Origin of the sequence: Brachybacterium sp. P6-10-X1, assembly GCF_001969445.1 — a bacterium.
GTDB lineage: Bacteria > Actinomycetota > Actinomycetes > Actinomycetales > Dermabacteraceae > Brachybacterium.
On the sequence record NZ_CP017297.1, the window covers coordinates 3,172,675 to 3,195,480 of the forward strand.

The 22,806-nt window shown below is 68.7% G+C and carries 13 protein-coding genes; 9 read left to right on the forward strand and 4 right to left on the reverse strand.

The annotated features are described in order from the left end of the window. The 3 genes from BH708_RS14330 to BH708_RS14340 form a co-directional block, all read right to left on the reverse strand. Positions 1-948 (reverse strand): carbohydrate ABC transporter permease, encoded by a 948-nt coding sequence (locus tag BH708_RS14330; protein ID WP_083713615.1) that lies wholly within the window; start codon positions 946-948, stop codon positions 1-3. Positions 949-950: 2 nt separating this feature from the next. After that, positions 951-2,276, reverse strand: coding sequence for an extracellular solute-binding protein (locus BH708_RS14335; protein WP_076809697.1), 1,326 nt, complete (start codon positions 2,274-2,276; stop codon positions 951-953). A gap of 381 nt (positions 2,277-2,657) precedes the next feature. Continuing rightward, the gene (locus tag BH708_RS14340; RefSeq protein ID WP_076809698.1) at positions 2,658-3,833 is read right to left on the reverse strand and encodes an ROK family transcriptional regulator; all 1,176 of its coding nucleotides are present in this window, start codon (positions 3,831-3,833) and stop codon (positions 2,658-2,660) included. A 199-nt stretch (positions 3,834-4,032) separates the two neighbouring features. On the opposite strand from BH708_RS14340, the gene xylA reads away from it, so the two are divergent. From xylA to BH708_RS14360, 4 genes are all read left to right on the forward strand, one after another. Further along, complete coding sequence (xylA, locus tag BH708_RS14345; protein WP_076809699.1) at positions 4,033-5,226, forward strand: xylose isomerase; 1,194 nt, start codon at positions 4,033-4,035, stop codon at positions 5,224-5,226. Between the two features lie 301 nt (positions 5,227-5,527). Next, positions 5,528-6,925, forward strand: a complete 1,398-nt coding sequence (gene xylB, locus BH708_RS14350) for a xylulokinase (protein ID WP_076809701.1) — start codon at positions 5,528-5,530, stop codon at positions 6,923-6,925. Positions 6,926-7,227: 302 nt separating this feature from the next. Beyond that, complete coding sequence (locus tag BH708_RS14355) at positions 7,228-9,609, forward strand: beta-glucosidase (RefSeq protein ID WP_076809704.1); 2,382 nt, start codon at positions 7,228-7,230, stop codon at positions 9,607-9,609. Positions 9,610-9,662: 53 nt separating this feature from the next. After that, entirely contained in the window at positions 9,663-10,838 is a 1,176-nt protein-coding gene (locus BH708_RS14360; RefSeq protein ID WP_371329848.1) for an endo-1,4-beta-xylanase, read from the forward strand. Here the strand turns inward: BH708_RS14360 and BH708_RS14365 are convergent. Next, a complete protein-coding gene (locus BH708_RS14365; protein ID WP_076809708.1) occupies positions 10,810-11,502 on the reverse strand; it encodes a DUF624 domain-containing protein in 693 nt (230 codons plus the stop codon). The genes BH708_RS14360 and BH708_RS14365 overlap by 29 nt on opposite strands. A 499-nt stretch (positions 11,503-12,001) precedes the next feature. On the opposite strand from BH708_RS14365, the gene BH708_RS14370 reads away from it, so the two are divergent. The 5 genes from BH708_RS14370 to BH708_RS14390 all read left to right on the forward strand — a co-directional run bounded on the left by BH708_RS14370 (position 12,002) and on the right by BH708_RS14390 (position 22,797). Beyond that, complete coding sequence (locus BH708_RS14370) at positions 12,002-13,678, forward strand: extracellular solute-binding protein (protein WP_076809710.1); 1,677 nt, start codon at positions 12,002-12,004, stop codon at positions 13,676-13,678. Positions 13,679-13,709: 31 nt separating this feature from the next. After that, positions 13,710-14,684: a sugar ABC transporter permease gene (locus BH708_RS14375; RefSeq protein ID WP_157235976.1), complete on the forward strand. Its 975-nt coding sequence runs from the start codon at positions 13,710-13,712 to the stop codon at positions 14,682-14,684. Positions 14,685-14,692: 8 nt separating this feature from the next. Beyond that, on the forward strand, positions 14,693-15,619 hold the full coding sequence (locus BH708_RS14380; protein WP_076811345.1) for a carbohydrate ABC transporter permease: 927 nt from the start codon (positions 14,693-14,695) through the stop codon (positions 15,617-15,619). A 435-nt stretch (positions 15,620-16,054) separates the two neighbouring features. Then, on the forward strand, positions 16,055-17,146 hold the full coding sequence (locus BH708_RS14385; protein WP_253705340.1) for a LacI family DNA-binding transcriptional regulator: 1,092 nt from the start codon (positions 16,055-16,057) through the stop codon (positions 17,144-17,146). A 515-nt stretch (positions 17,147-17,661) separates the two neighbouring features. Continuing rightward, positions 17,662-22,797, forward strand: a complete 5,136-nt coding sequence (locus BH708_RS14390) for a choice-of-anchor G family protein (protein ID WP_157235978.1) — start codon at positions 17,662-17,664, stop codon at positions 22,795-22,797. Positions 22,798-22,806: the final 9 nt, after the last annotated feature.

Sequence of the window (22,806 nt, forward strand, 5' to 3'; positions counted from 1 at the left end):
TCAGGCTCCTTCCATCTGGCTGGCGCCGGCGTCCTTGCCGCCCAGGCGCTGCACGCCCAGGGCGAGGCCGAGGCCGATGACGACCAGCAGCACCGCGAGGCCGCTGGCGACGCCCATCTCGTTGCCGCGGAATCCGGTCAGGTACATGTCCAGCGGCAGGATCCGGGTGGCGACTCCCGGCCCGCCCTGGGTCAGCACGAAGATGAGGTCGAAGTAGGTCAGGGCGCCGACGACCATCAGCGTCGAGCTGGTGATCATCGTGTACTTCAGCTGCGGGAGGGTGATCGAGAGGAACTGGCGCACGCGTCCCGCCCCGTCGATCTGGGCCGCCTCGTACATGCTCTGGGGGATCTGGCGCACGGCCCCCTGGTAGATGAGCGTGTGGAACGGGATGAACTGCCAGGCGATGACGAACAGCACCACGTACCAGACCAGGGTGGTGTCCCCCAGCCAGTTCAGGGCGAAGGAATCCAGGTTCAGCCCGCTGGCCAGGCCGAAGTTCGGGTCCAGCAGGGACTTGTAGGTGATGGCGATCGCGGCCGACGACAGCAGCAGCGGCAGGAAGTACAGCACGGCCAGCACGTTCCGGTAGCGCTGCGGCCCGGCGAGGAAGGCCCCCAGCAGGATGCTGAGCGGAGTCTGCGTGAGCCAGGTGGCGACCACCATCAGCAGCACCAGCACCAGCCCGTTCCACGTCGAGCTGCGGGTGAGCACCTCCTTCCAGCTCGTCAGACCCGTGAACTCGATCGGGCCGATCCCGTTCCAGGTGGTGAACGACAGGGCGATGACCCCGATCAGGGGCAGCAGAGCGAAGACGCCGAACATCACCAGGGCCGGCAGGGCGAACAGGACGTGGGACAGCTGGGGCCGGTCCCTCGTCGGTCGGCCTGTGGTGGACGGGGCATCGTCCCGGGAGGCGGGCAGGTGCGAGGTGGCGGTGGTGGTCATGCTCAGCTCGCCGATGCGGCGTTCATGGTCTCGGCGAACTGCTCCGGCGTGATCGAGCCGAGGAAGAGCTGCTCGGTGTTGACCAGGAGCTCCTCGGCGACGGTGGGCTGGAGCGCCTGGTCCCAGGACTGGGTGAAGTCCGGGGCCTCCTGGATCGCAGCGTAGATCCACTCCAGATAGTCGGAGTCCTCGCTCGCGGCCATGGCATCGTCCTGACCGGTGACGACGGGGACTCCGCCGGTGGCGATGATGGACTCGGCCACCGCATCGGTCATCACGCCGTCGGTGAAGTAGGCCCGGGCGACCTCCTTCTCCTCGTCGCTCGCGTCGGCGGAGATCGACAGGTAGCCCGCCGGGTTGCCGACGAGGTTGGCCAGATCGCCCTTGCCGCCCTCGATGGTGGGGAAGGGGTCGTAGCCGAGCCGGCCGTCCTGGACGAAGCCGTCCCCGCTGGTCTTCATCGAGCCGTAGGTCCAGCCGCCCTGGAGCATCATCGCGGCCTGGTCGGTCCACAGCAGCGCCTGGTCGCTGTTGGAGTCGGCGGCCATGGACTGGAACCCGTCGACGAAGGCCTTCGCGTCGATCAGCTCCTCGACCTTCTTGCCCATCTCCACCACAGCGTCGTCGAGCCAGGCGTCGGGCTCCCCGGCCGCGATCCGCTCGAAGACCTCCGCGCCGCCGATGCGGTCCAGCAGGTACTCCAGCCACATCATCGAGGTCCAGCGCGACTGGCCGGCCAGGGAGATCGGGGCGACGCCGGCGGAGTTCGCCTTCTCGACGATGCTCATGAGGTCGTCCCAGGTCGTCGGCGCCTCGGCGCCGATGTCCCCGAGGACGGTCTTGTTGTGGAACAGGATGATCGGCTGGGTCGACTCGTTGGGGATCGCGTAGATCTTGTCGTCGACGGTGGCGGCGCCCCAGACGGCCTCCACGAAGCGATCCTTGACCTCGGAGTTCTCCTCGAAGAACGAGGTGAGGTCCTCCACCTGCTCGGCGGCGGCGTAGGTGCGCAGACCGCCGCCGCCCCAGCCGTAGATGATGGTCGGCGCCTCGCCGGCCCCGATCGCGGTGCGGATCTTCTGCTTGTAGGCGTCGTTCTGGAAGAACGTGAGGTCGACGGTGCCCTGGTCGAGCTCGTTGAAGGCGTCCACGGCGCCCTGGGTGATCCCCTCACCGGGCTCGCCGGAGAGGTCCCAGTAGGTGGCGGTGTTGCCACCACCGCCGCCGGAGCCGCCGGGACCGGAGGTGCCGCATCCGGCGAGGGCGAGGGCGGAGGCGCCGGCCGTGGCGCCCAGCAGGGTCCGGCGGGAGAGCTGGAGGTTCTTCATGACCTACTCCTGATGTCGACGGTGACGGGGTGCAGCGGTGCGAGGGTCGAGAGGCGCACCCAGGTAAGTGTGCCTAACTTACAAACCGAAAGTTCTGGGGTCAAGAGAGTTCGAACTTTCGGGATCGCTGCACCGGGGGCGCCGCATCTCGGGAGGGAGGTCTGCGCTGGACATGGCCCTGATCAGCCGGTCGCGCCCACGATGGTCACAACATGATGTCGACAGGTATCCGAAAGATTTTGCGCCGACCGGCCGATCGATTGCGGGATCGAGACGGGAGCATCAGGGGCGGGAGGAGCGGGCACGTGCGGCGCACTGCGTTCGGCGCGCAGCGGCAGACCCGGGAGCTCGCCGTCGTCGCTCGAGCCTTCGCGCGGCGCGTCAGTCCGCCGGGCCGACGGTGCGAGCGATCCAGGCGCCCGGGGAATCGAGGATCGGCCAGATCGCCGCGCGGGCGGCACCCCACAGCGCCGGCGCCTCGAGGTCGTCGGACCGCTCGATGACGACCTCGTCGACCTCGGCCGCGAGCGCATGGCGGTCCACCGTCTCGCGGATGAACGGGGCGATCTCGCCGGCGATCGGGCCGAGGTATCCCGAGAGCACCACGGTGGACAGGTCCAGGACGTTCAGCGCATTGGCCAGGGCGAGGCCGAGGGAGCGACCGATGGTTCCGATGACCTCCGCACGGTCGGTGCTGCGCGAGAGCTCCTCGACCAGCTCGTCGATCAGGACGTCGGTGCGCAGGCCGGCCCGCTCCCGCAGGGCGTGGTACGAGATGTAGGCCTCCAGGCAGCCGCGCCGGCCGCAGCGACACAGGGCGCCGCCCGGCTCCACGACCGTGTGTCCGAACTCCCCGGCCCAGCCGTGGACCCCGTCGAGCACCGTGCCGTCGAGGACGATCGCGCCGCCGACGCCGGTGGAGCCCCGCACGTACATGAACGACTGCTCGGGCCGCCGGGCGATCTCGGTGAGCACGGACAGGCGGATGTCGTTGTGCACCTGGACGGGCACCCCGTCCAGCTGAGGGGTCCGGGCGAGCTCGAGGCCCAGGGGGACGTCCGTCCAGTCGAGGTTCGGGGCGGCCAGCACGGACTGCCCGTCGGGCGACATGCGTCCGGGAACGGCGGCGCAGACACCGACGAGGGTGGCCCCGGGCACGTCGGCCCGCGCCCGGTCGACGAGCCGGGCGCAGGCTCGGGCGGTCTCCTCGACGGCGTCCGCATCCACCCGGAGGTACTCGGTGTGCATGCTGAGCTGGCGACCGGCCAGATCGATCCCGAGGCAGGAGATGTGCTCGGCGGCGATCTCGAGTCCGATGCCGAGCACGGTGCCCTTCGCGGGCTGCAGGGGGACCATCGGGCGACCGCTGCCCTGCGAGACGGGGGCGTGCTCCTCGACGAGCCCGGCGGAGATCAGCTCCTCGACCAGCTTGGAGACCGTGGGTTTGGTCAGCTGCGTGGATCGGGCCAGCGTCGCCCGGGAGATCGGTTCGGTCGCCGTGGCCACGGCGCGCATGACGACCGAGAGGTTGTGCTCGCGCAGGTGCGTGGACTGCATGGGGACCCTCTTCGTCGGGCGGTCTGTGGCCGGGTGGCTTGTGATCCGAGGGCAGACCGTCGTATGTTAGTTACTCAAACATACTAAGCGGCTCGAGGACAGGGGTTCCCCGGAATCACCGGTTCTGCTGCGGGCATCGTATGACGACGCCCCGGGCCGCGAGGGACCTGACGAGGCCGTCCGACCAAGGAGCTCGACCATGACTGCACCCACCCCCACCCGCGAGGACAAGTTCTCCTTCGGTCTGTGGACCACCGGCTGGGAGGCCCAGGACCAGTTCGGGTCCGCCTCCCGCCCGCCGCTGGAGCTGAGCGCCCACATCCGTCGGCTCTCCGAGCTCGGTGCCTGGGGCTTCACCTTCCACGACAACGACGTGGTCCCCTTCGACGCGACCGCTGCGGAGCGCTCGCGGATCATCGACCAGCTGAAGAAGGTCACCGAGGAGACCGGCCTGGTGATCGAGATGGTCACCACCGACACCTTCGCCCATCCCGTGTTCAAGGACGGCGCGTTCACCTCCAACGATCGCGACGTGCGCCGCTTCGGCCTGCGCAAGGTGCTGGCCAATGTGGACCTCGCCGCCGAACTGGGCGCGAGCACCTTCGTCATGTGGGGTGGCCGTGAGGGCGCCGAGTACGACGGCTCGAAGGATCTCTTCGCCGCGCTCGAGCGCTACCGCGAAGGGATCGACACCGTCGCGGGCTACATCAAGGACAAGGGCTACGACCTGCGCATCGGCCTCGAGCCGAAGCCCAACGAGCCCCGCGGCAACATCTTCCTGCCCACCGTCGGCCACGCGTTGGCCTTCATCGAGCAGCTCGAGCACGGCGACATCGTGGGGATCAACCCCGAGACCGGTCACGAGCAGATGGCGACGCTGAACTACACCCACGGTCTCGCCCAGGCGCTGTGGTCCGAGAAGCTGTTCCACATCGACCTCAACGGGCAGCACGGCCCGATGTACGACCAGGACCTCGTGTTCGGCCATGGCGACCTGATCAGCGCCTTCTTCACGGTTGACCTGCTCGAGAACGGGTTCCCGTCCAAGCCCGGTGCCTACGAGGGCGCCCGCCACTTCGATTTCAAGCCCTCGCGCACCGAGCACGAGAAGGGCCAGTACGACGCGGCGGCGGCGAACATGGAGATGTACCTGATGCTCAAGGAGCGTGCGATCGCGTTCCGTCAGGACGCCGAGGTGCAGGAGGCGCTGAGCTACTCCGGCGTCGACGAGCTCGCGCAGCCCACCATCGCCGAGGGCGAGTCCCTCGCGGACCTGCTCGCGGACCGCTCCACCTACGAGGAGTTCGATCCCGACAAGGCCGGCGAGCGCAACTACGGCTTCGTGCGCCTGCAGCAGCTGGCCCTGCAGCATCTGCTCGGCTTCCGCGCCTGAGGCCGGCCCGGGGCGGCTCGGGCCCCCGCCGGGCCGGCCCGGGCCGCGGACCACCCCGGGCCGCGGACCGGCTCGATGCCTGGGTGGGGTCCGGCAGGTCCTGCGTCCTCGGACGGTGCTCGCGGGGATGCCGGATGCGCTGGTGGCAATCGCGTCCACTGGCGATATAGGAGCAAGGCCCCTCGATATCAGGCTCCCTCGATATCAGGCTTGCCTGCTCGTATAACGCCAGTGGATGCGAACGCGCCCCGTACGCTAGCTCGCACGCCCCTCTCCGCCCACGACCCGCAAAGGATCCCCGATGGCCCCCACAGTTCTCGGCATCGACTCCTCCACCCAGGCCACGAAAGCTCTGCTCGTCGACGCCGAGTCCGGGGAGGTGCTCGAGGAGCGCCGCGCCGCCCACCCCGAGGGCACCGAGGTCGACCCGCGGGCCTGGCTCGCGGCGGTCGACGAGGCGGCATGCCCCCTGCTCGAGCGGGCCGAGGCGGTCTCCGTCGGCGGGCAGCAGCACGGCATGGTGCTGCTCGATGACCGGGGCGAGGTGGTGCGGGACGCCCTGCTGTGGAACGACACCCGTTCCGCCCCGCAGGCCGAGGCCCTCATCGAGGAGATGGGCGGCCCCGAGGCATCGGTCGCGGAGATCGGCAGCCTGATGGTCGCCTCCTTCACGGCCTCCAAGCTGCGCTGGGTGCGCGACGAGGAACCCGACACGGCGCAGCGGGCCGCGAGCGTGCTGCTGCCCCACGACTACGTCTCCCGGCACCTGGCCGGCGGGGGAGAGGCCTTCACCGATCGCGGCGACGCCTCCGGCACCGCGTACTACTCCACGGCCACCGAGGAGTGGAAGCCCGAGCTGGTTCAGCTGGCGCTGGGCCGTACCCTCGAGCTGCCCCGCCTTCCCGACGCGCCGCAGGAGATCATGGCCCGCACACCGGACGGCGCCGCGATCGCCGCGGGGACCGGCGACAACATGGGCGCCGCGCTCGGACTGTCCCAGAGCGAGGGCGACGTCTCCGTCTCGATCGGCACCTCCGGGGTGTGCGCGATGGTCAGCCCCACCCGCCCGAACGATTCGACCGGCGCGGTGACCGGCTTCGCCGATGCCACCGGCCGCTTCCTCCCGATGGCCACCACCATCAACGCCGCGCGCATCCTCGACGCCGGTCGCTCCCTGCTGGGGGTGAGCCACGAGGAGATGGCCGAGCTCGCCCTGGCCAGCGTGCCGGGAGCGCACGGTGTGACGCTGCTGCCCTACTTCGACGGCGAGCGCACCCCGAACCGCCCCGAGGCGAGGGCGACGCTGACCGGTATGAGCACGTCCACCACCCGCGAGGACGTCGCCCGCGCCTATGTCGAGGGCCTGCTGTGCTCCTTGGCCGACGGCATCACCGCGCTCGAGGACATCACCGGAACCGCCGCCGCGCGGATCACCCTGATCGGCGGCGCGGCTCGGAGCGAGGCGGTCCAGCAGCTCGCCCCCGCCGTCTTCGGCCGGGAGGTCACCGTGGCCCCGGCCGCGGAGTACGTGGCGCTCGGCGCCGCCCGCCAGGCCGCCTGGGCGCTGTCCGGCCAGCAGGAGCCGCCGGCCTGGGAGATCTCCGGCAGTCGGGTCGTCGGGGCCGATCCCACTCCGGAGGTGCTCGATGCCTACCGCGACCTGAAGGATCGCACCGAGGGCTGGACCCACCCGGCCTGAGCCGTCGGCGCTCCCGGCTCGACACGGACCCTGCCGATCTGCCAGGAACCCCTCCCTGCCGGACACGGAGCCACCGGTCCGAGCCCTCGGACCTCCACCCGGAGCACCTCCCCTGAAACTTTCAGGTGGAGGTGTTCTGTCGTGAACGCCATGATGCCCAGGTGATAGAGCATTGACCGCGATACTCGGACTGTTCTAACCTGACGACGCCCGAAAGCTTAGAGAAAGCTTTCACAAAGAGTCAGAAAATGTCGGGCGATGCGAGTCCTCGCGCGCTCGACGGTCGTGCGAAGGAGCACCTCATGACCGTTGATCCGTGGAGGGATCCCTCGCTGAGCACCGCACAGCGCGCCGAGGCGCTGCTGGCAGACCTCAGCCCCGAGGAGAAGATCGCTCAGCTCGGCAGCTACTGGAAGCGTCCCGAGATCGGCGACGCCGAGGGCTTCGCCCCGATGCAGTCCACCTTCGACGCGGACCGCGATCCTTTCGAGGAGGCGGTCCAGCATGGGCTGGGGCACATCACCCGGGCCTACGGCAGCGCACCGCAGACCGCCGAGGAGGGCGTGGAGAACCTCCGCCGGATGCAGCGCGCGGTCACCGCGGGCTCCCCGCACGCCATCCCCGCGATCGCCCACGAGGAGTGCCTGACCGGGCTCATGGCCCACGAGGCGACCACCTATCCTGCGGCCATCGCCTGGGGCGCCTCCTTCGCCCCGGAGCTGATCGGCGAGATGGCCGGCCGGATCGGGGCGGACATGCGGGCGCTGGGCACCCACCACGGGCTCTCCCCGGTGCTCGACATCGTGCGCGACTACCGCTGGGGCCGTATCGAGGAGACGATGGGCGAGGACCCGTACCTCACGGGCGTCCTCGCCGCCGAGTACGTCAAGGGGCTCCAGGGCGCCGGCGTCATCGCGACCCTGAAGCACTTCGCCGGCCACGCCGCCTCCCGCGCCGGCCGCAACCACGCACCCGTCTCCATCGGCATGCGCGAGCTGCACGAGATCGACCTGGTGCCCTTCGAGATGGCCGTGCGGCGGGGAGGGGCCCGCTCCGTGATGAACTCCTACGCCGACCTCGACGGCATCGCCCCCGCCGCCAGCCGGTGGCTGCTCACCGAGCTGCTCCGCGAGACCTGGGGCTTCGAGGGCACGGTGGTCTCCGACTACTGGGCCGTCAACTTCCTGCAGTCCATGCACCGCGTCGCGGGGACCACGCGCGACGCGGCCGTGACCACGCTGCGCGCCGGGATGGACGTCGAGCTGCCCGAGACCAACACCTTCCCGGAGCTGCTGGACGCGATCGCGGCCGGGGAGCTGGAGACCGAGGTGCTCGATGCCGCAGTGCGCCGCGTGCTGCGCCAGAAGGTCGAGCTGGGACTGCTGGACCCCGACTTCGACCCCGCCACCACCGGCGAGGCCATCGACCTGGACCCGGCCGAGAACCGGGACCTCGCCCGGCGCCTGGCCGAGGAATCGATCGTGCTGCTGCGCAACGAGGACCAGACCCTGCCGCTGGTCGCACCGAGCCGCATCGCCCTGATCGGCCCCAGCGCCGTCGAGCCGCGCAGCTTCCTGGGCTGCTACAGCTTCACCAACCACGTGCTCTCGCGCCTGGAGGACAAGGGGACCTCGGTCGCCGTGCCCTCCCTGGCCGAGGCGCTGGCCGATGAGTTCCCGGCCGCCGTGCTCACCACCGTCGCGGGCACCGACTTCACCGGGACCGACACCTCCGGCATCGCCGCGGCCGTCACCGCCTCGGAAGCCTCCGACGTCGCCGTCCTCGCCGTCGGGGACATCGCGGGCCTGTTCGGGGCCGGCACCTCCGGGGAGGGCTGCGACGTCGCCGATCTGCAGCTGCCCGGTGCCCAGCACGAGCTCGTCGAAGCCGTCCTGGCCACCGGCACCCCGGTGGTGCTGGTGCTGGTCACCGGCCGGCCCTACGCCCTCGGGGACTACGTCGACCGCTGCCACGCGATCGTGCAGGCCTTCATGCCCGGGGAGGAGGGCGGCAGCGCGCTCGCCGGCGTGCTCTCGGGCCGCGTGAACCCCTCCGGACGCCTGCCGATCGGCATCCCCGGCGGCATGGGCGGCCAGCCCGGCACCTACCTCGCCCCGGTCCTCGCCTGGGTCAGCGACGGCATCTCGAACATCGACCCCAAGCCACTGTTCCCCTTCGGCTTCGGACTCGGCTACGCGCCCTTCGAGTACTCCGACCTGCGCCTGTCGGCCGACGAGATCGCCGCCGACGGGACCGTCGAGATCTCGGCGACCGTCACCAACGCCGGCGACCGCGACGGCAAGGAGGTCGTCCAGCTCTATCTCAGCGATCCCGTCGCCTCCGTGGTGCGGCCGCTGAAGCGCCTGGTCGGATTCACCAAGGTCGCCCTCGCCGCCGGCGAGAGCGCCGAGGTCACCTTCCGGCTCCACACCGACCGCACCTCCTTCGTGGGGGAGGATCATCGGCGGATCGTCGAGCCGGGCGAGTTCCGGGTGCGGGTGGGCGCCTCCAGCGAGGACTTCACCCTCGAGGGCTCCTTCCGCGTGGTCGGGGACGCGCGGGTGGTCGGTGACGGGGAACGGGTGCTGGAGACCCCGGTGGATGTGCGTCCTGACGCACCCGGCAGGATCGATGCCTCCGTGCTGGCGGGAACTGCCGGCTCAGCGCCGGCCGGGGCCGAGTGAGCGGGCCGTCCGTCGGGTCCGACGTGAGGTCCGCCCGGGTCGAGGATGCTCGGGTGCGGATCGTGGACGAGCACGGTGAGCCGATGGTGGGCGCCGACGTCGAGGTCGAGCAGATCCGGCATGCGTTCGGCTTCGGGTGCACGGCCTTCGAGCTGCGGCCCGATGAGCCCGATGCGTGCACGTCCCTGTGGCTGGACCTGTTCACCATGGCCACGCTGCCGTTCTACTGGCGATGGTTCGAACCCGCTCCGGGCGCTCCCGACACCGAACGGCTCCGACGCCTGGCCGGATTCCTGCACGCCCGGGGCGTGACCCTCAAGGGGCACCCGCTGCTGTGGCACACCCTCGCCCCGTCGTGGCTGCTCGACCTCGATGCGCAGGACGTCGAGCGGGCGATCACCACCCGGATCACGCGGGAGGCCTCGGACTTCGCAGGCCTCATCGACCAGTGGGACGCGATCAACGAGACGGTGATCCTGCCGACCTTCGAGGCGGAGGACAACGCCGTCACCCGGCTCGCCCGGGCCCGTGGGCGGATGCATGTCATCCGCCTCGCGTTCGAGACGGCGCGGGCCGCGAACCCGCACGCCCGTCTGGTGTTGAACGACTTCGATCTCTCCTCCGCCTTCGAGGACGTCATCGAGGAATGCCTGGACGCAGGGATCGACATCGGCGCCATCGGGCTGCAGACCCATATGCACCAGGGTTTCCGGGGAGAGGAGCAGATCACCGAGGTCATCGAGCGCTTCTCCCGCTTCGGTCTGCCGATCCAGCTGACCGAGACCACGCTGGTCTCCGGCGATCTCATGCCGTCCCACATCGTCGACCTCAACGACCACGTCGTGGAGTCCTGGCCGACCACGCCTGAGGGGGAGGACCGGCAGGCCGATGAACTGGTGCGGCACTACCGCACCGTCCTCGCCCGACCCGCGGTCGAGTCGCTGACCTATTGGGGCCTGGGGGACGCGGGAGCGTGGCTGGGGGCGCCGGCCGGCCTGGTCCGTGCGGATGGGTCGCCCAAGCCGGGCTACCACGCGCTGAAGCAGCTGATCCGCGACGAGTGGTGGATGGGCCGCCACGTGCTTCGCACTGACGACGACGGAGCGGTCGCGGTCCGTGGCTTCGCCGGCGACTACGAGATCGGCGTCGCAGGGCAGAGGTCACAGATCTCGATCCCGCGCGGCGGGGGATCGGTGGAGCTCACTCGGCCTGCGCCGTCTCGTCCGTGAGGACGAACCTCTCGGTCAGCAGCTGGGCGACGGGCTTCTCCGAGACCCAGAGGGCGAAGGTCAGGAGTGATCCGGTCACCAGGAGCAGGAATTCGCCGATCACGAGGATCAGCCCCAGCGTCAGCACGCCCAGCGAGATCAGCGCCAGCGTCGACAGCGGCTTGGTCAGCAGGGTGAACGCCGTCAGGCGGTAGACGTCGATGGTCCGGAAGGAGAAGGCCGAGACGATCGACAGTGCCCGTGTCAGGACCAGCAGGGCGAGGACCGCCAGCACCCCGAAGACCGCGTTGAGGGCGCGGGTGTCCGCGGCATCCCCGTGAGCGATGTTGAACAGGAGCAGCCCGAGCACCAGCAGCGCGGGCCCGCCCACGGACATGCTGTCGCGCAGATTCACCCGATAGCCGTGCAGGAAGCGGCGCGCCGGGACCAGCTCGTCATCCGTGCTCCGGGCCCTCCAGGTGTACAGGGCCCCCGAGATCGCCGGCAGCAGCGGGAGCGCGGCGATCGCGAACAGCAGCGCGTTCAGCTCGCCCTGGGCGATCAGCGTCCAGACCACAATCGTGGGCGCCGAGGTGAGCACGAGCATCACGTCGATGACGAGGAACCAGTAGACGGTCTCGGTGATCTCGGTGAAAAGACCGCGTGATCGGCGAGGTGGCGCCATGAGTCCTCCTGGACGGTGTCCGAGACGGTGTCCGACGGTCTGCCAGGACCCTAGCATGCCATCGAAAACGAAACTTTCGTGACGATCGTGTTCGAAGTTGCAAGACTGTTACCTGCCGATTCGGTGGCTGTGCGTGCTGGGTGGCCGCGAGATTGAGGTGTATGACCTGGTCATGGCAGCTCCAATCCTCGACCGCGGCGTCGCGGGCGTATTTGTGGGATCTCTTGACCTACGTTACTCTCGCCATTAAGTTAAGTGCAACAACGAAACTTCAACGAAAGTCTCGGTAATGCAGTCGGTGCCGCGATGCTGCGGTACCCAGCACGATCGGGGCCCGCGCTCTCCGTGCAGGAGTGCTGCCGGCCCCACCGGCGGCCCGACCGGCCCGTCCTTCCGCCCTCGTGGCGGCGGATGAACCGATGAGGGCACGTCGGGCATCCGTTCCGATGCCTCCGCCGCACCGTCCCGGTGCTGCGACCATCCCGATGAGGAGACGGCAATGACGCTCAACCCCTTCCACCTCTCGCAGTCCCGACGAGGTTTCGTCGGTCTCTCCGCTGCCGCATTCGGCTCGATCGCCCTCGCCTCATGTGGTGCGAGCAGCGCCGAGGACGAGCCCGTCGACGTCGACGCGCAGAACGTCGGCGCCATGGAGGACTTCGCCGCCGACACCCAGTTCACGGCGACCGAGCCGATCGAGGTCGGCATCCTGTGGACGGACTGGCCGGAAGTTCCGGTCGAGGAATCCTGGAGGATCTTCGACCACATCAAGGAGCTCACGAACGTCGAGCTGAAGTTGACGCATATCCCGTTCAGCGACCACGAGGAGAAGCGCAGCCTGCTGATCAGCGCAGGCGACGCGCCGACCCTCATCCCCCTGGTCTATACGGGAGAGGACTCTCCGTACGTCTCCTCCGGGGCGGTGGTCCCGATGAGCGATTACGTCGAGCACATGCCCAATTTCCAGAAGTACGTCAAGGAGTGGGAGCTCGGCCAGATGATCGAGAACATCAAGCAGGCCGACGGGAAGTACTACATGCTCCCCGGCCTGCAGGAGGTCTCCGTCCCTGTCTTCTCCCTGGTCGTGCGCAAGGACGTCTTCGAGGACGTCGTCGGCGCCGTCCCCACCACGTGGGAGGAGCTGCGAGACGGGCTGCGCGCCGTCAAGGAGGCGTACCCGGACTCGGTGCCGCTGGCGGACGGGTTCGAAGCGCAGTCGATGCTCAACTACGCCGCGCACGCCTTCGGCACCATCGCCGGCTGGGGCTTCGGCGGCGGCTATATCGACTCCGAGGGGGACGAGCTCGTCTACGCGCCGGCGACCGACGAGTACAAGTCGCTGGTCGAGTACTTCCACTCGCTGGTCGAGGAGGGGCTGATCGACCGCGAATCGCTCACCGCGTCCAACGACGGCTCCGGTGCCGCGGACGTCAGCGAGAAGTTCGCCAACGAGCTGTGTTTCGCGGCATCCGGTTCCTCCGGGACGGCCATCGAGTTCGCCCAGGCGCTGAACGAGACCGTCGGCGAGGGGAACTTCGAGGTCTCTCTGATCCCACCGCCGGCCGGCCCGGCCGGTGATCACGTCGAACCCCGCAACTTCTGGCACGGCTTCATGCTCAACTCCGACATCACCCAGTCCGAGAACTTCCTGGCCACCCTGCAGTTCACCGACTGGCTGTACTTCAATCCCGCCGCTCGGGAGATGCTGCGATGGGGTATCGAGGGAGAGACATACACGAAGGCGGACGACGGCACGATCGAGCTGAAGGACGGGTTCGCGATGGAGTCGTACAACATCAACAGCGGCGCCGAGGTCGACATCAACGCCGACCTCGGGTTCGCGACCTTCCCGGCGGAGTCGACCGAGTCGCGATCGCTCAAGGAGTCCTACAGCACGCCGGAGTTCGTGCAGTACATCGAGGACGTGCTGTCCACCCGCGATCCGCGGGACCCGATCCCGCCGGTTCCCCTGGAGGAGGCAGAGCTCGAGAAGGCCTCCCTCATGTCGACCCCCCTGAAGGACGCCGTCGACACGGCGACGCTGCAGTTCATCATGGGCGAGCGCGACTTGGGCGAATGGGACGATTTCGTCGCCGAGCTCGAGGCCGCGGGCATGTCCCGCTACATGGAGCTCATCAACACTGCGCGCTCCCGCTTCGTCGAGGCGAATGGGTGAACGATCCCACCGACGACGAAGGGACCCTTCCATGACGACGACCAAGACACGGAGGGCCGCGACGCAGGATGCGGTGTCGAGGCCGGCGCCGCTCAAGCGGCGGCCCGGCTCCTGGAAACGCACGCTGAAGCGCGACTGGCCGCTGTATGCCTTCGTCGTGCTGCCCCTGATCTATCTCGCGATCTTCCGCTACGTGCCGATGCTCGGCAACGCGATCGCCTTCCGCCGGTTCCGTCCGGGCGGCAGCATCTTCGGCGAAGAGTTCGTCGGCCTGTTCTACATCAAGCTGTTCATCACCGACCCCGCGTTCTGGAACGTCTTCGCGAACACGGCGATCATCGGCACGATGACCCTGGTGGTCTGCTTCCCGCTGCCGATCATCCTGGCGCTGATGCTCAACGAGGTCCGCCGTCGGCACTTCAAGCGGATCGTGCAGTCGATCAGCTACCTGCCGCACTTCCTCTCCGTGGTGATCGTGGTCGGCATGATCTACCAGCTCCTGTCCCTGCAGGGCACGGTGAACCAGCTGGTCGAAGCCTTCGGCGGGGATGCGATCTCGTTCCTGCAGCAGGCCGAGTGGTTCCGCTTCATCTACGTGGCCTCCGAAGCCTGGCAGACCGTCGGCTGGGGCACGATCCTCTACCTGGCGGCGCTGACCGCGGTGGACGATCAGTTGTACGAGGCGGCCCGCATCGACGGCGCCAATCGCTGGAAGCAGACCTGGCACGTGACGCTCCCCGGCATCCGGCCGACGATGGTGACGCTGCTGATCCTCAACATCGGCAACTTCCTTCAGGTCGGCTTCGAGAAGGTCCTGCTGCTGTACAACCCGATGACGTATTCGACCGGCGACGTCATCTCGACCTACCTCTACCGGGTGGGTCTGGTGTCCAACAACCTCAGTTACGCGGCCGCCATCGGCCTGTTCCAGGCGATCATCGGATTCGTGATGGTCATGGGCGCGAACATGATCTCGAAACGACTGGTGGGGACGAGCCTATGGTGATCGAATCGATGCAGGCGGAGGCCCGCAGGCCCGACCCTGTCGTCCGACGGAGCACGGCGATCAAGGATTCCCGGTCCTACCGGATCTTCACCGTGTTGAACATGACCGCGCTGCTGATCATGTGCGCGATCATGCTCTACCCGTTCGTCATGCTGCTCGCTCAGTCGTTCAGCTCGGCCGGGGCGATCAACGCCGGCAAGGTGAGCCTGTTCCCCGTCGACTTCAACCTCGACACCTACCGGGCGGTGGCGCGCAACGAGGACTTCTGGCGCAGCTACGGGAACACCGTGCTGTACACCGTCCTCGGCACGACGATCGCGATGGCATTGACCACCACGTATGCCTGGGTGCTGTCGAAGAAGCATCTGCGAGGCCGTAGCCTTCTGATCGGCATCGCCGTCTTCACGATGTTCTTCAACGGCGGCATCGTGCCGAACTATGTCCTGATCTCCTCGCTGGGCATGAAGAACACGATGTGGGCGGTGATCCTCCCGCCAGCACTGTCGGTGTTCAACCTCCTGGTCATGAAGGCCTTCTTCGAGAACCTGCCGAATGATCTGGAGGAGGCCGCGCAGATCGATGGACTCTCCTGGTTCGGCATCTTCTTCCGGATCGTGCTGCCGCTGTCGAAGGCGGTGATCGCCACGATGGTCCTGTTCTACTCGGTGCAATACTGGAACGACTGGTTCAACGCCTTCCTGTACCTGGACAAGACGGATCTGTTCCCCGTGACGCTGTTCCTGCGGAACCTGATCGCCGGGGCCTCGACGGCGGCATCCGAAGGTGCCGCCGCGTCCGGCGGGAGCGTCGACGCGATCAACGCCAACATCCAGTCGGTCACGATGATCCTCATCCTGATCCCGATCCTGTGCGTGTACCCGTTCGTGCAGCGGTACTTCGTCACCGGCGTCATGCTCGGCTCCGTCAAGGGCTGAGACGACATGCCCCGATATCGAGCGGGGGCCTGCGGCCGTCGGCGGATGGACGCTTCGGGCTCAGAGGCGGTCGCGCAGCCGGTCGAGCTGGCGGTCGAGCTGGCGGCGCTGCTGGAGCGAGCCGCCGCCCTCGTGGTGGGACCGACGCGGTGCGCGCCGTCGATGCCGCACGGACGCTGCCGGGGGCCGACAGGCGTGTCGCGGGCAGCAGCCAGGGGCGGCGGGCTCGGGGGACTCCTGCCGCGGGTCAGCGATCCGGGGGCGGCGGGACCGGGGCCGGCCGGGTCCCACGACCCGGACACGACCAGAAAAGGAACGAAAACTGTCGGAAAACTATGATTTGGTTTACGCTATGGGGAGTGGCATCCGCGGTCACGGCGATCGGGTGCGGAGAGCGCGCCGCCGGGCGGATATCCTCCACAGGACGATGCCGTGATGGTGCCGCGCTGTGACGGTGCCGCGATCGACGGGGAGGATGTGGAGATGCCGGAGGACGGTTCGCGGCAGGGCCGCGTCACCTTGAAGGACGTCGCCGAGCGGTCCGGGGTCTCTCTCGCGACCGCCTCGAAGGTCATGAACGGGCGGGCCGACGTACGCGACTCGACGCGCGAAGAGGTGGCCGCCGCCGCGCGGACGCTCGGCTATCAGCCCAAGCGGCGCGAGACCGACCGCCGACGCTCCGTGATGATCCACTTCGACACCCTCACCAGCCCCTACGCGCTCCAGGTGCTCGAAGGCGCGGAGCAGTCCGCCCGCCGGGCCGATGTCGACCTGCTGGTGGTGAGCGTGGACGAGCGCGGCCCCGGCTACCAGGGCCCGACCCGGGCGATGATGGCGGACCTCTCCGCCCGCGGGGTGGAGGGGCTCATCGCCGTGACCTCGCCGGTCGGCCCGCAGCACGCCCGCTGGAGCCGAGACCTCAAGCTGCCGCTGATCGCCATCGACCCTGTGACCATCGGTCCCGACACCAAGGGCATCGTCGCGATCTCCGCAACCAACTGGGAGGGCGGCAACAGCGCCGTCCAGCATCTGCTCGACCTCGGGCACCGGCGGATCGGCATCATCGGCGGCCCGGAGGAATCCGTTCCCGCCCGGCAGCGCGTCCAGGGGTATCACAGCGCCCTCGCCCAGGCCGGGGTCCCCGTGGACCCCGCGCTCATCGAGCACGGCAGCTTCGGCTACGAGGACGGTCAGCGCAGCGCGGAGACGCTGCTGGACCTGCCCGAGCCGCCCACGGCGATCTTCGCGGTGGCAGACACCCTTGGCGTCGGCGTGCTGCGGGCCGCCCGCCGGCGCGGGGTTTCCATTCCGGAGGACCTCAGCGTGGTCAGCTTCGACGACACCATGATCGCCAGCTGGACCCATCCGCAGCTCACGGCCGTGCGCCAGCCGCTGTTCTCGATGGGTCAGGTCGCCGTGGAACGCCTGCTGGCGCTGTCCTCGGACCCGGGTCTGTTCGCCCACCCGTTCAAGCTCGAGACCCAGGTGATCGAGCGGGAGTCGACCGCACGGGCCGCAGAGAGCTGACGTCGCGCTCGGACTCACCCCCGAAGCCGGGCGCCCGGAGGGCCCAGGCACCCGTCCGTCTGCCCCGGGGATGGGCCACTGTGGCTCGGATGTGCGACGCACGGTAGGGAGCACAACTTCTCTCATGGCTGGCATCGAACAATTGGGTGACCACTGAAAGCGATTGTTGTAAGCGTCCCATTTCGGACATCAAGGGCGTTCCCCCTGATGTCAATGCAATCCTCGGGCTCGCCACCTGGGCAGTCGCTGAAAATCATGTATGGCGAGCTCGGTGCGGCTGATTCAAGCTTCGTTACCCGGTCGTGACCCGACGGATATGACCGTTTCGACCGCCTGGTAGGGCGTTGCGTGCATGCGTATCGCCAGGTCGTGGGCTCCTTTGACGTTTGTGCCTCCGACGCGGACCACACTTGCGGGGCGCGTGAAGGTCGTGTATCACGCGCGTTGAGGAAATTCTCAGGAAAGAACGCGTCAACCCTTGACGGACTCTCTTTCCTCCATGTTGGCTGGGTACGTTGACGATCAGGACCAGGCGGAATTCTTCGCTCACCTCTTCGACGATCGTCAGCAAAATAATGCCCGGTGACGTCGCGCGAGAGAGGGAAACCATGCTTGATCCCGAACGAGGACCACTCGTCAACCCACCCCCACCTCGACGACGGCGCCCTTGGCGACGCCGGGTCGCTCGCGGTGCAGCGCTCGGGGTGGCGGGTGCTCTTCTGACCGCTGGCCCCGCCTCAGCGCTCGGCCTGAACACGTACCCCGACGAGCCGACGGAATCCGAGGCCAGCGTCGTGGGGATGTCGCTCGGGGACGAGGACATCATCGGCCTCGGGCAGTCCCAGGCCGGTTCCGACTCGAACCCGGGCCCGAACACCGAAGCGTTCAACGGCGCCATCGGTGGCAACGAGGTCGTCGACTTCGGCTCCGGGTACCAGATCCCGCTCGATGAATTCCTCGAGTTCGGTGAGGTCGGGACGATCCAGAGCCAGTCGACCGCGACGGACGCCCAGAACGGCGAGGCCATCACTGGTATCGCCGGGGCCGATGGCGGGCTCACCCTCGATGGCACGGACGGCGAATTCGGCACGGCCCGGATTGATCTCCTGTCCATCGCCAAGGCCAGCGGGGCCGACACGATCACCGATCAGATGATCGATCAAGCCGATCTGAGCTTCGGGCTCGGCGGTGCGTGGGTCGAGTCGGTCAACGGTGAGTTCCAGGATCCCGACGCCGTGGGCGAGATGGGCCAGTACCGCGTCGGCGATATGAAGCTCGAACTCCACTCCCCGGCCGTCCAGGCCGCCGGCGACGGACTCAGCGACGCAGCCGGACAGATGGAGCAGGAGGTCACCGGCACCATCAACGACAGCCTGGACCTGGCGGGTGCACTGCCGGTCCCCGGTCTCACGGTGGACACCGAAGTCTCCAGCACTCTGCAGGAGGACGTCCTCGACGCCACCCTCCTCGGACCGATCGCCACGGATGACGGCCTCGCCGAGATCAATCTCAGCGAGGGCACCGTCGTGGTCGACCTGGGCCGGATCGGTGGCAACGACGACGGTCTCATCGATCGTCCCGTCGGCATCAACAACCAGAACCCGAACACCGAGCTCATCGATGACGAGACCTACCCGTTCATCGCGAGCAGCGTGCACGATGTCATCGACGAGACCGTCGACCTCTCCGTCGGGACCGCGATGGACTCTCTGGAGAGCGTGAGCATCAGCTCTTCGGTGTCCGCCCCCGACGGCACCACGGCCTCGTGGGACATGACGCTGGCCGGAGAGGTCACGAACTTCGAGTGCGCCCCCGGCGGTCTCACCGGAGCGGCGACCTGCGCGGCCCTCGAGGGCGCGATGAGCGCCATGGGGCCGATCATGACTCCGATCAACGAGACGATCACCAACCCCGAGGGCGTGATCTACGAAGCGTTCACCACCATCAAGACCGACCTGATGACGGTCCCGGTGCGCGCCGCTCTGGATCCCTTCCTCGAGCTGATCGCCAACAACCTGTTCTCGGTGCAGATCAACCACCAGGAGACGCAGACCTGCCAGATGCCGGATGGCTCAGAAGCAGTCTCGGGCCTCGAGGTCTCGGCATTGAGCATCGGCGTCCTGGACGGCACATCACGCTTGGGCATCGGCAACGCCGGCGTCCGGGTCGATGCGTGTGATCTCGCCGCCACGGACCCCCTGATCGGCGCTTCGAGCCCGGCTCCGGCGGGTGGCGAGTCCACTCTGACCGGTGAGGGCTGGACCCCGGACACGGACGTGTCCGTGCAGCTGACCGATCCGGACGGCAATGCCGTCGGTGATCCGGTCACGGTCACCACCGACGAGAACGGCGCCTTCCCCGAGGGCTCCGTGCTCCCGATCCCGGAGGGTGTCGAGCCCGGTGACTTCACGGTCGTCGCGACGGATCCCGAGGGCAACGAGGCGACCGACACGCTCGAGATCACTCCGGCGGATTCGGCCGATGAGGCGACCCTTGAGGCGTCCTCGCCGGTCCCGGCCGGTGGTGAGTCCGACCTGACCTCCGAGGGCTGGACTCCGGGCACGGACGTGTCGGTGCAGCTGACCGATCCGGACGGCAACGCCGTCGGCGATCCGGTCACGGTCACGACCGATGAGAACGGTGCCTTCCCCGAGGGCACGGTGCTCCCGGTTCCCGAGGGCACCGAGCCCGGTGACTTCACGGTGACCGCGACGGATCCCGAGGGCATCGAGGCGACGGACACCCTCGAGGTCGTCGCGGCGGACGCCCCGCTGGTGGATGCGTCCACCCCGGCCCCGGCCGGTGGCGAGTCCACTCTGACCGGTGAGGGCTGGACCCCGGACACGGACGTGTCCGTGCAGCTGACCGATCCCGAGGGCAACCCCGCCGGCGATCCGGTCACGGTCACCACGGACGAGAACGGTGCCTTCCCCGAGGGCACGGTGCTCCCGATCCCTGAGGACGCGACGCCGGCTGATGGGTACACCGTCACCGCGACGGATCCCGAGGGCAACGAGGCGACCGACACGCTCGAGGTCACCCCGGCGGATTCGGCCGATGAGGCGACCCTTGAGGCGTCCTCCCCGGTCCGCGTCGGTGATGACTCCGAGCTCGTCTCCGAGGGCTGGACCCCGGACACGGACGTGTCGGTGCAGCTGACCGATCCGGACGGCAACGCCGTCGGCGATCCGGTCACGGTCACCACGGACGAGAACGGTGCCTTCCCCGAGGGCACGGTGCTCCCGGTTCCCGAGGATGCGACGCCGGCTGATGGGTACACCGTCACCGCGACGGATCCCGAGGGCATCGAGGCGACGGACACCCTCGAGGTCGTCGCGGCGGACGCCCCGCTGGTGGATGCGTCCACCCCGGCCCCGGCCGGTGGCGAGTCCACTCTGACCGGTGAGGGCTGGACCCCGGACACGGACGTGTCGGTGCAGCTGACCGATCCGGACGGCAATGCCGTCGGCGATCCGGTCACGGTCACCACCGATGAGAACGGTGCCTTCCCCGAGGGCTCCGTGCTTCCGATCCCGGAGGGTGTCGAGCCCGGTGACTTCACGGTCGTCGCGACCGATCCCGAGGGCAACGAGGCGACCGACACGCTCGAGATCGTCCCGGCCGATGCAGCCGAGGCCACGATCGACGCGTCCTCGCCGGTGCGCGTGGGCGATGCGTCCACGCTCGCTTCTGAGGGCTGGGCCCCGGACACCGAGGTGTCTGTCCAGCTGACTGATCCCGAGGGCGATGCCGTCGGCGATCCGGTCACGGTTACCACGGATGAGAACGGTGCCTTCCCTGAGGGCACGGTGCTCCCGATCTCCGAGGATGCGACGCCGCGTGAGGGCTACACCGTCACCGCGACGGATCCCGAGGGCAACGAGGCGACCGACACCATCGAGGTGGTGGCGGCCGATGCCGAGCTGTTCTCGCTGGATGCCTCCTCGCCGGCTCCGGCCGGTGGCGAGTCCACCCTGGAATCGGCGGGCTGGGCCCCGGAGACCGAGGTGTCCGTCCAGCTGACCGATCCGGACGGCAACGCCGTCGGCGATCCGGTCACGGTCACGACCGATGAGAACGGTGCCTTCCCCGAGGGCACGGTGCTCCCGGTTCCCGAGGATGCGACGCCGGCAGATGGGTACACCGTCACCGCGACGGATCCTGAGGGCAACGAGGCGACGGACAATCTCGAGGTCACTCCGGCGGATTCGGCCGATGAGGCGACCCTCGAGGCGTCCTCTCCGGTGCGCGTCGGTGACGACTCGGAGCTCGTCTCCGAGGGCTGGGCCCCGGAGTCCGAGGTGTCGGTGCAGCTGACCGATGCCGAGGGCAATGCCGTCGGCGATCCGGTCACGGTCACGACCGATGAGAACGGTGCCTTCCCCGAGGGCACGGTGCTCCCGATCCCCGAGGGCACCGAGCCCGGTGACTTCACGGTCACCGCGGTCGGCCCCGAGGGCAACGAGGTCACCGACACCATCGAGGTCGTCGCGGCGGATGCGCCGCTGGTGGACGCCTCGCCGGCTCCGGCCGGTGGCGAGTCCGACCTGACCGGTGACGGCTGGACCCCGGACACCGATGTGTCCGTCCAGCTGACCGATCCCGAGGGCAACCCCGTCGGCGACCCGGTCACCATCACCACCGATGAGAACGGTGCCTTCCCCGAGGGCTCCGTGCTTCCGATCCCCGAGGATGCGACGCCCGGCGATGGCTACACCATCACCGCGACCGATCCCGAGGGCAACGAGGCGACCGACACGCTCGAGATCACTCCGGCGGATTCGACCGAGGCCACGATCGACGCGTCGTCCCCGGTGGCTGTCGGCAGCGACTCCGAGCTGGTCTCCAGCGGCTGGGCCCCGGATACCGAGGTCTCGGTGCAGCTGGCTGATGCCGAGGGCAATGCCGTCGGCGATCCGGTCACGGTCACCACGGATGAGAACGGTGCCTTCCCCGAGGGCACGGTGCTCCCGATCCCTGAGGATGCGACCCCGGGCGAGGGCTACACCGTCACGGCGACGGATCCTGAGGGCAACGAGGCCACGGACACCCTCGAGGTGACTCCGGGCGAAGGCTCCTGCGTCAGCAATCAGACTGTCGCGATCGAGCCGGATTCCGCCGAGGCCGGTGCAACCGTGACCGTCTCGGGCAGCGGGTTCGCCCCCGGTGCCGCGACGGTCGCGCTGGTCGACGCCGAGGGCAACCAGGTCGGAGCCACGGTGGAGATCGAGGTCGGTGACGACTGCGGCTTCGTGAGCGAGGTCACGGTCTCTGAAGATGTCGCTCCCGGCGACTACGAGCTGATCGTCACCGATGGTGACGGCAACTCCGCCTCGGACGCCATCACGGTCACCGAGGCGCAGGGCGGCGGTGATCCGGCGCCGGGCGGCGAGGATGACTCGACCGTCGGCGGCGGCTCGGGCGATGGCAGCGGCTCCGGCGACGGCGACGATTCGTCCTCCGGCTCCGGCGACGGCGACGATTCGTCCTCCGGCGCCGGTGCGGGCGACGATGGCGACGAGTCCGGGACCGGGACCGGCGGCGACCTGGCGCATACCGGGTTCGACGTCCTCCCGGTGGCGGCTGTCGCTGCGCTGCTCACCATGGCCGGTGCTGCCGCACTGGTGACGCATCACCGTCGGAAGGTGTGAGCGAACACC

What these genes read in the sequence shown, in the direction of transcription:
- BH708_RS14330 (WP_083713615.1), bottom strand. Translation starts at nt 948, where the DNA reads ATGACCACCACCGCCACCTCGCACCTGCCCGCCTCCCGGGACGATGCC.
- BH708_RS14335 (WP_076809697.1), bottom strand. Translation starts at nt 2,276, where the DNA reads ATGAAGAACCTCCAGCTCTCCCGCCGGACCCTGCTGGGCGCCACGGCC.
- BH708_RS14340 (WP_076809698.1), bottom strand. Translation starts at nt 3,833, where the DNA reads ATGCAGTCCACGCACCTGCGCGAGCACAACCTCTCGGTCGTCATGCGC.
- xylA (WP_076809699.1), top strand. Translation starts at nt 4,033, where the DNA reads ATGACTGCACCCACCCCCACCCGCGAGGACAAGTTCTCCTTCGGTCTG.
- xylB (WP_076809701.1), top strand. Translation starts at nt 5,528, where the DNA reads ATGGCCCCCACAGTTCTCGGCATCGACTCCTCCACCCAGGCCACGAAA.
- BH708_RS14355 (WP_076809704.1), top strand. Translation starts at nt 7,228, where the DNA reads ATGACCGTTGATCCGTGGAGGGATCCCTCGCTGAGCACCGCACAGCGC.
- BH708_RS14365 (WP_076809708.1), bottom strand. Translation starts at nt 11,502, where the DNA reads ATGGCGCCACCTCGCCGATCACGCGGTCTTTTCACCGAGATCACCGAG.
- BH708_RS14370 (WP_076809710.1), top strand. Translation starts at nt 12,002, where the DNA reads ATGACGCTCAACCCCTTCCACCTCTCGCAGTCCCGACGAGGTTTCGTC.
- BH708_RS14375 (WP_157235976.1), top strand. Translation starts at nt 13,710, where the DNA reads ATGACGACGACCAAGACACGGAGGGCCGCGACGCAGGATGCGGTGTCG.
- BH708_RS14380 (WP_076811345.1), top strand. Translation starts at nt 14,693, where the DNA reads ATGCAGGCGGAGGCCCGCAGGCCCGACCCTGTCGTCCGACGGAGCACG.
- BH708_RS14385 (WP_253705340.1), top strand. Translation starts at nt 16,055, where the DNA reads ATGGTGCCGCGCTGTGACGGTGCCGCGATCGACGGGGAGGATGTGGAG.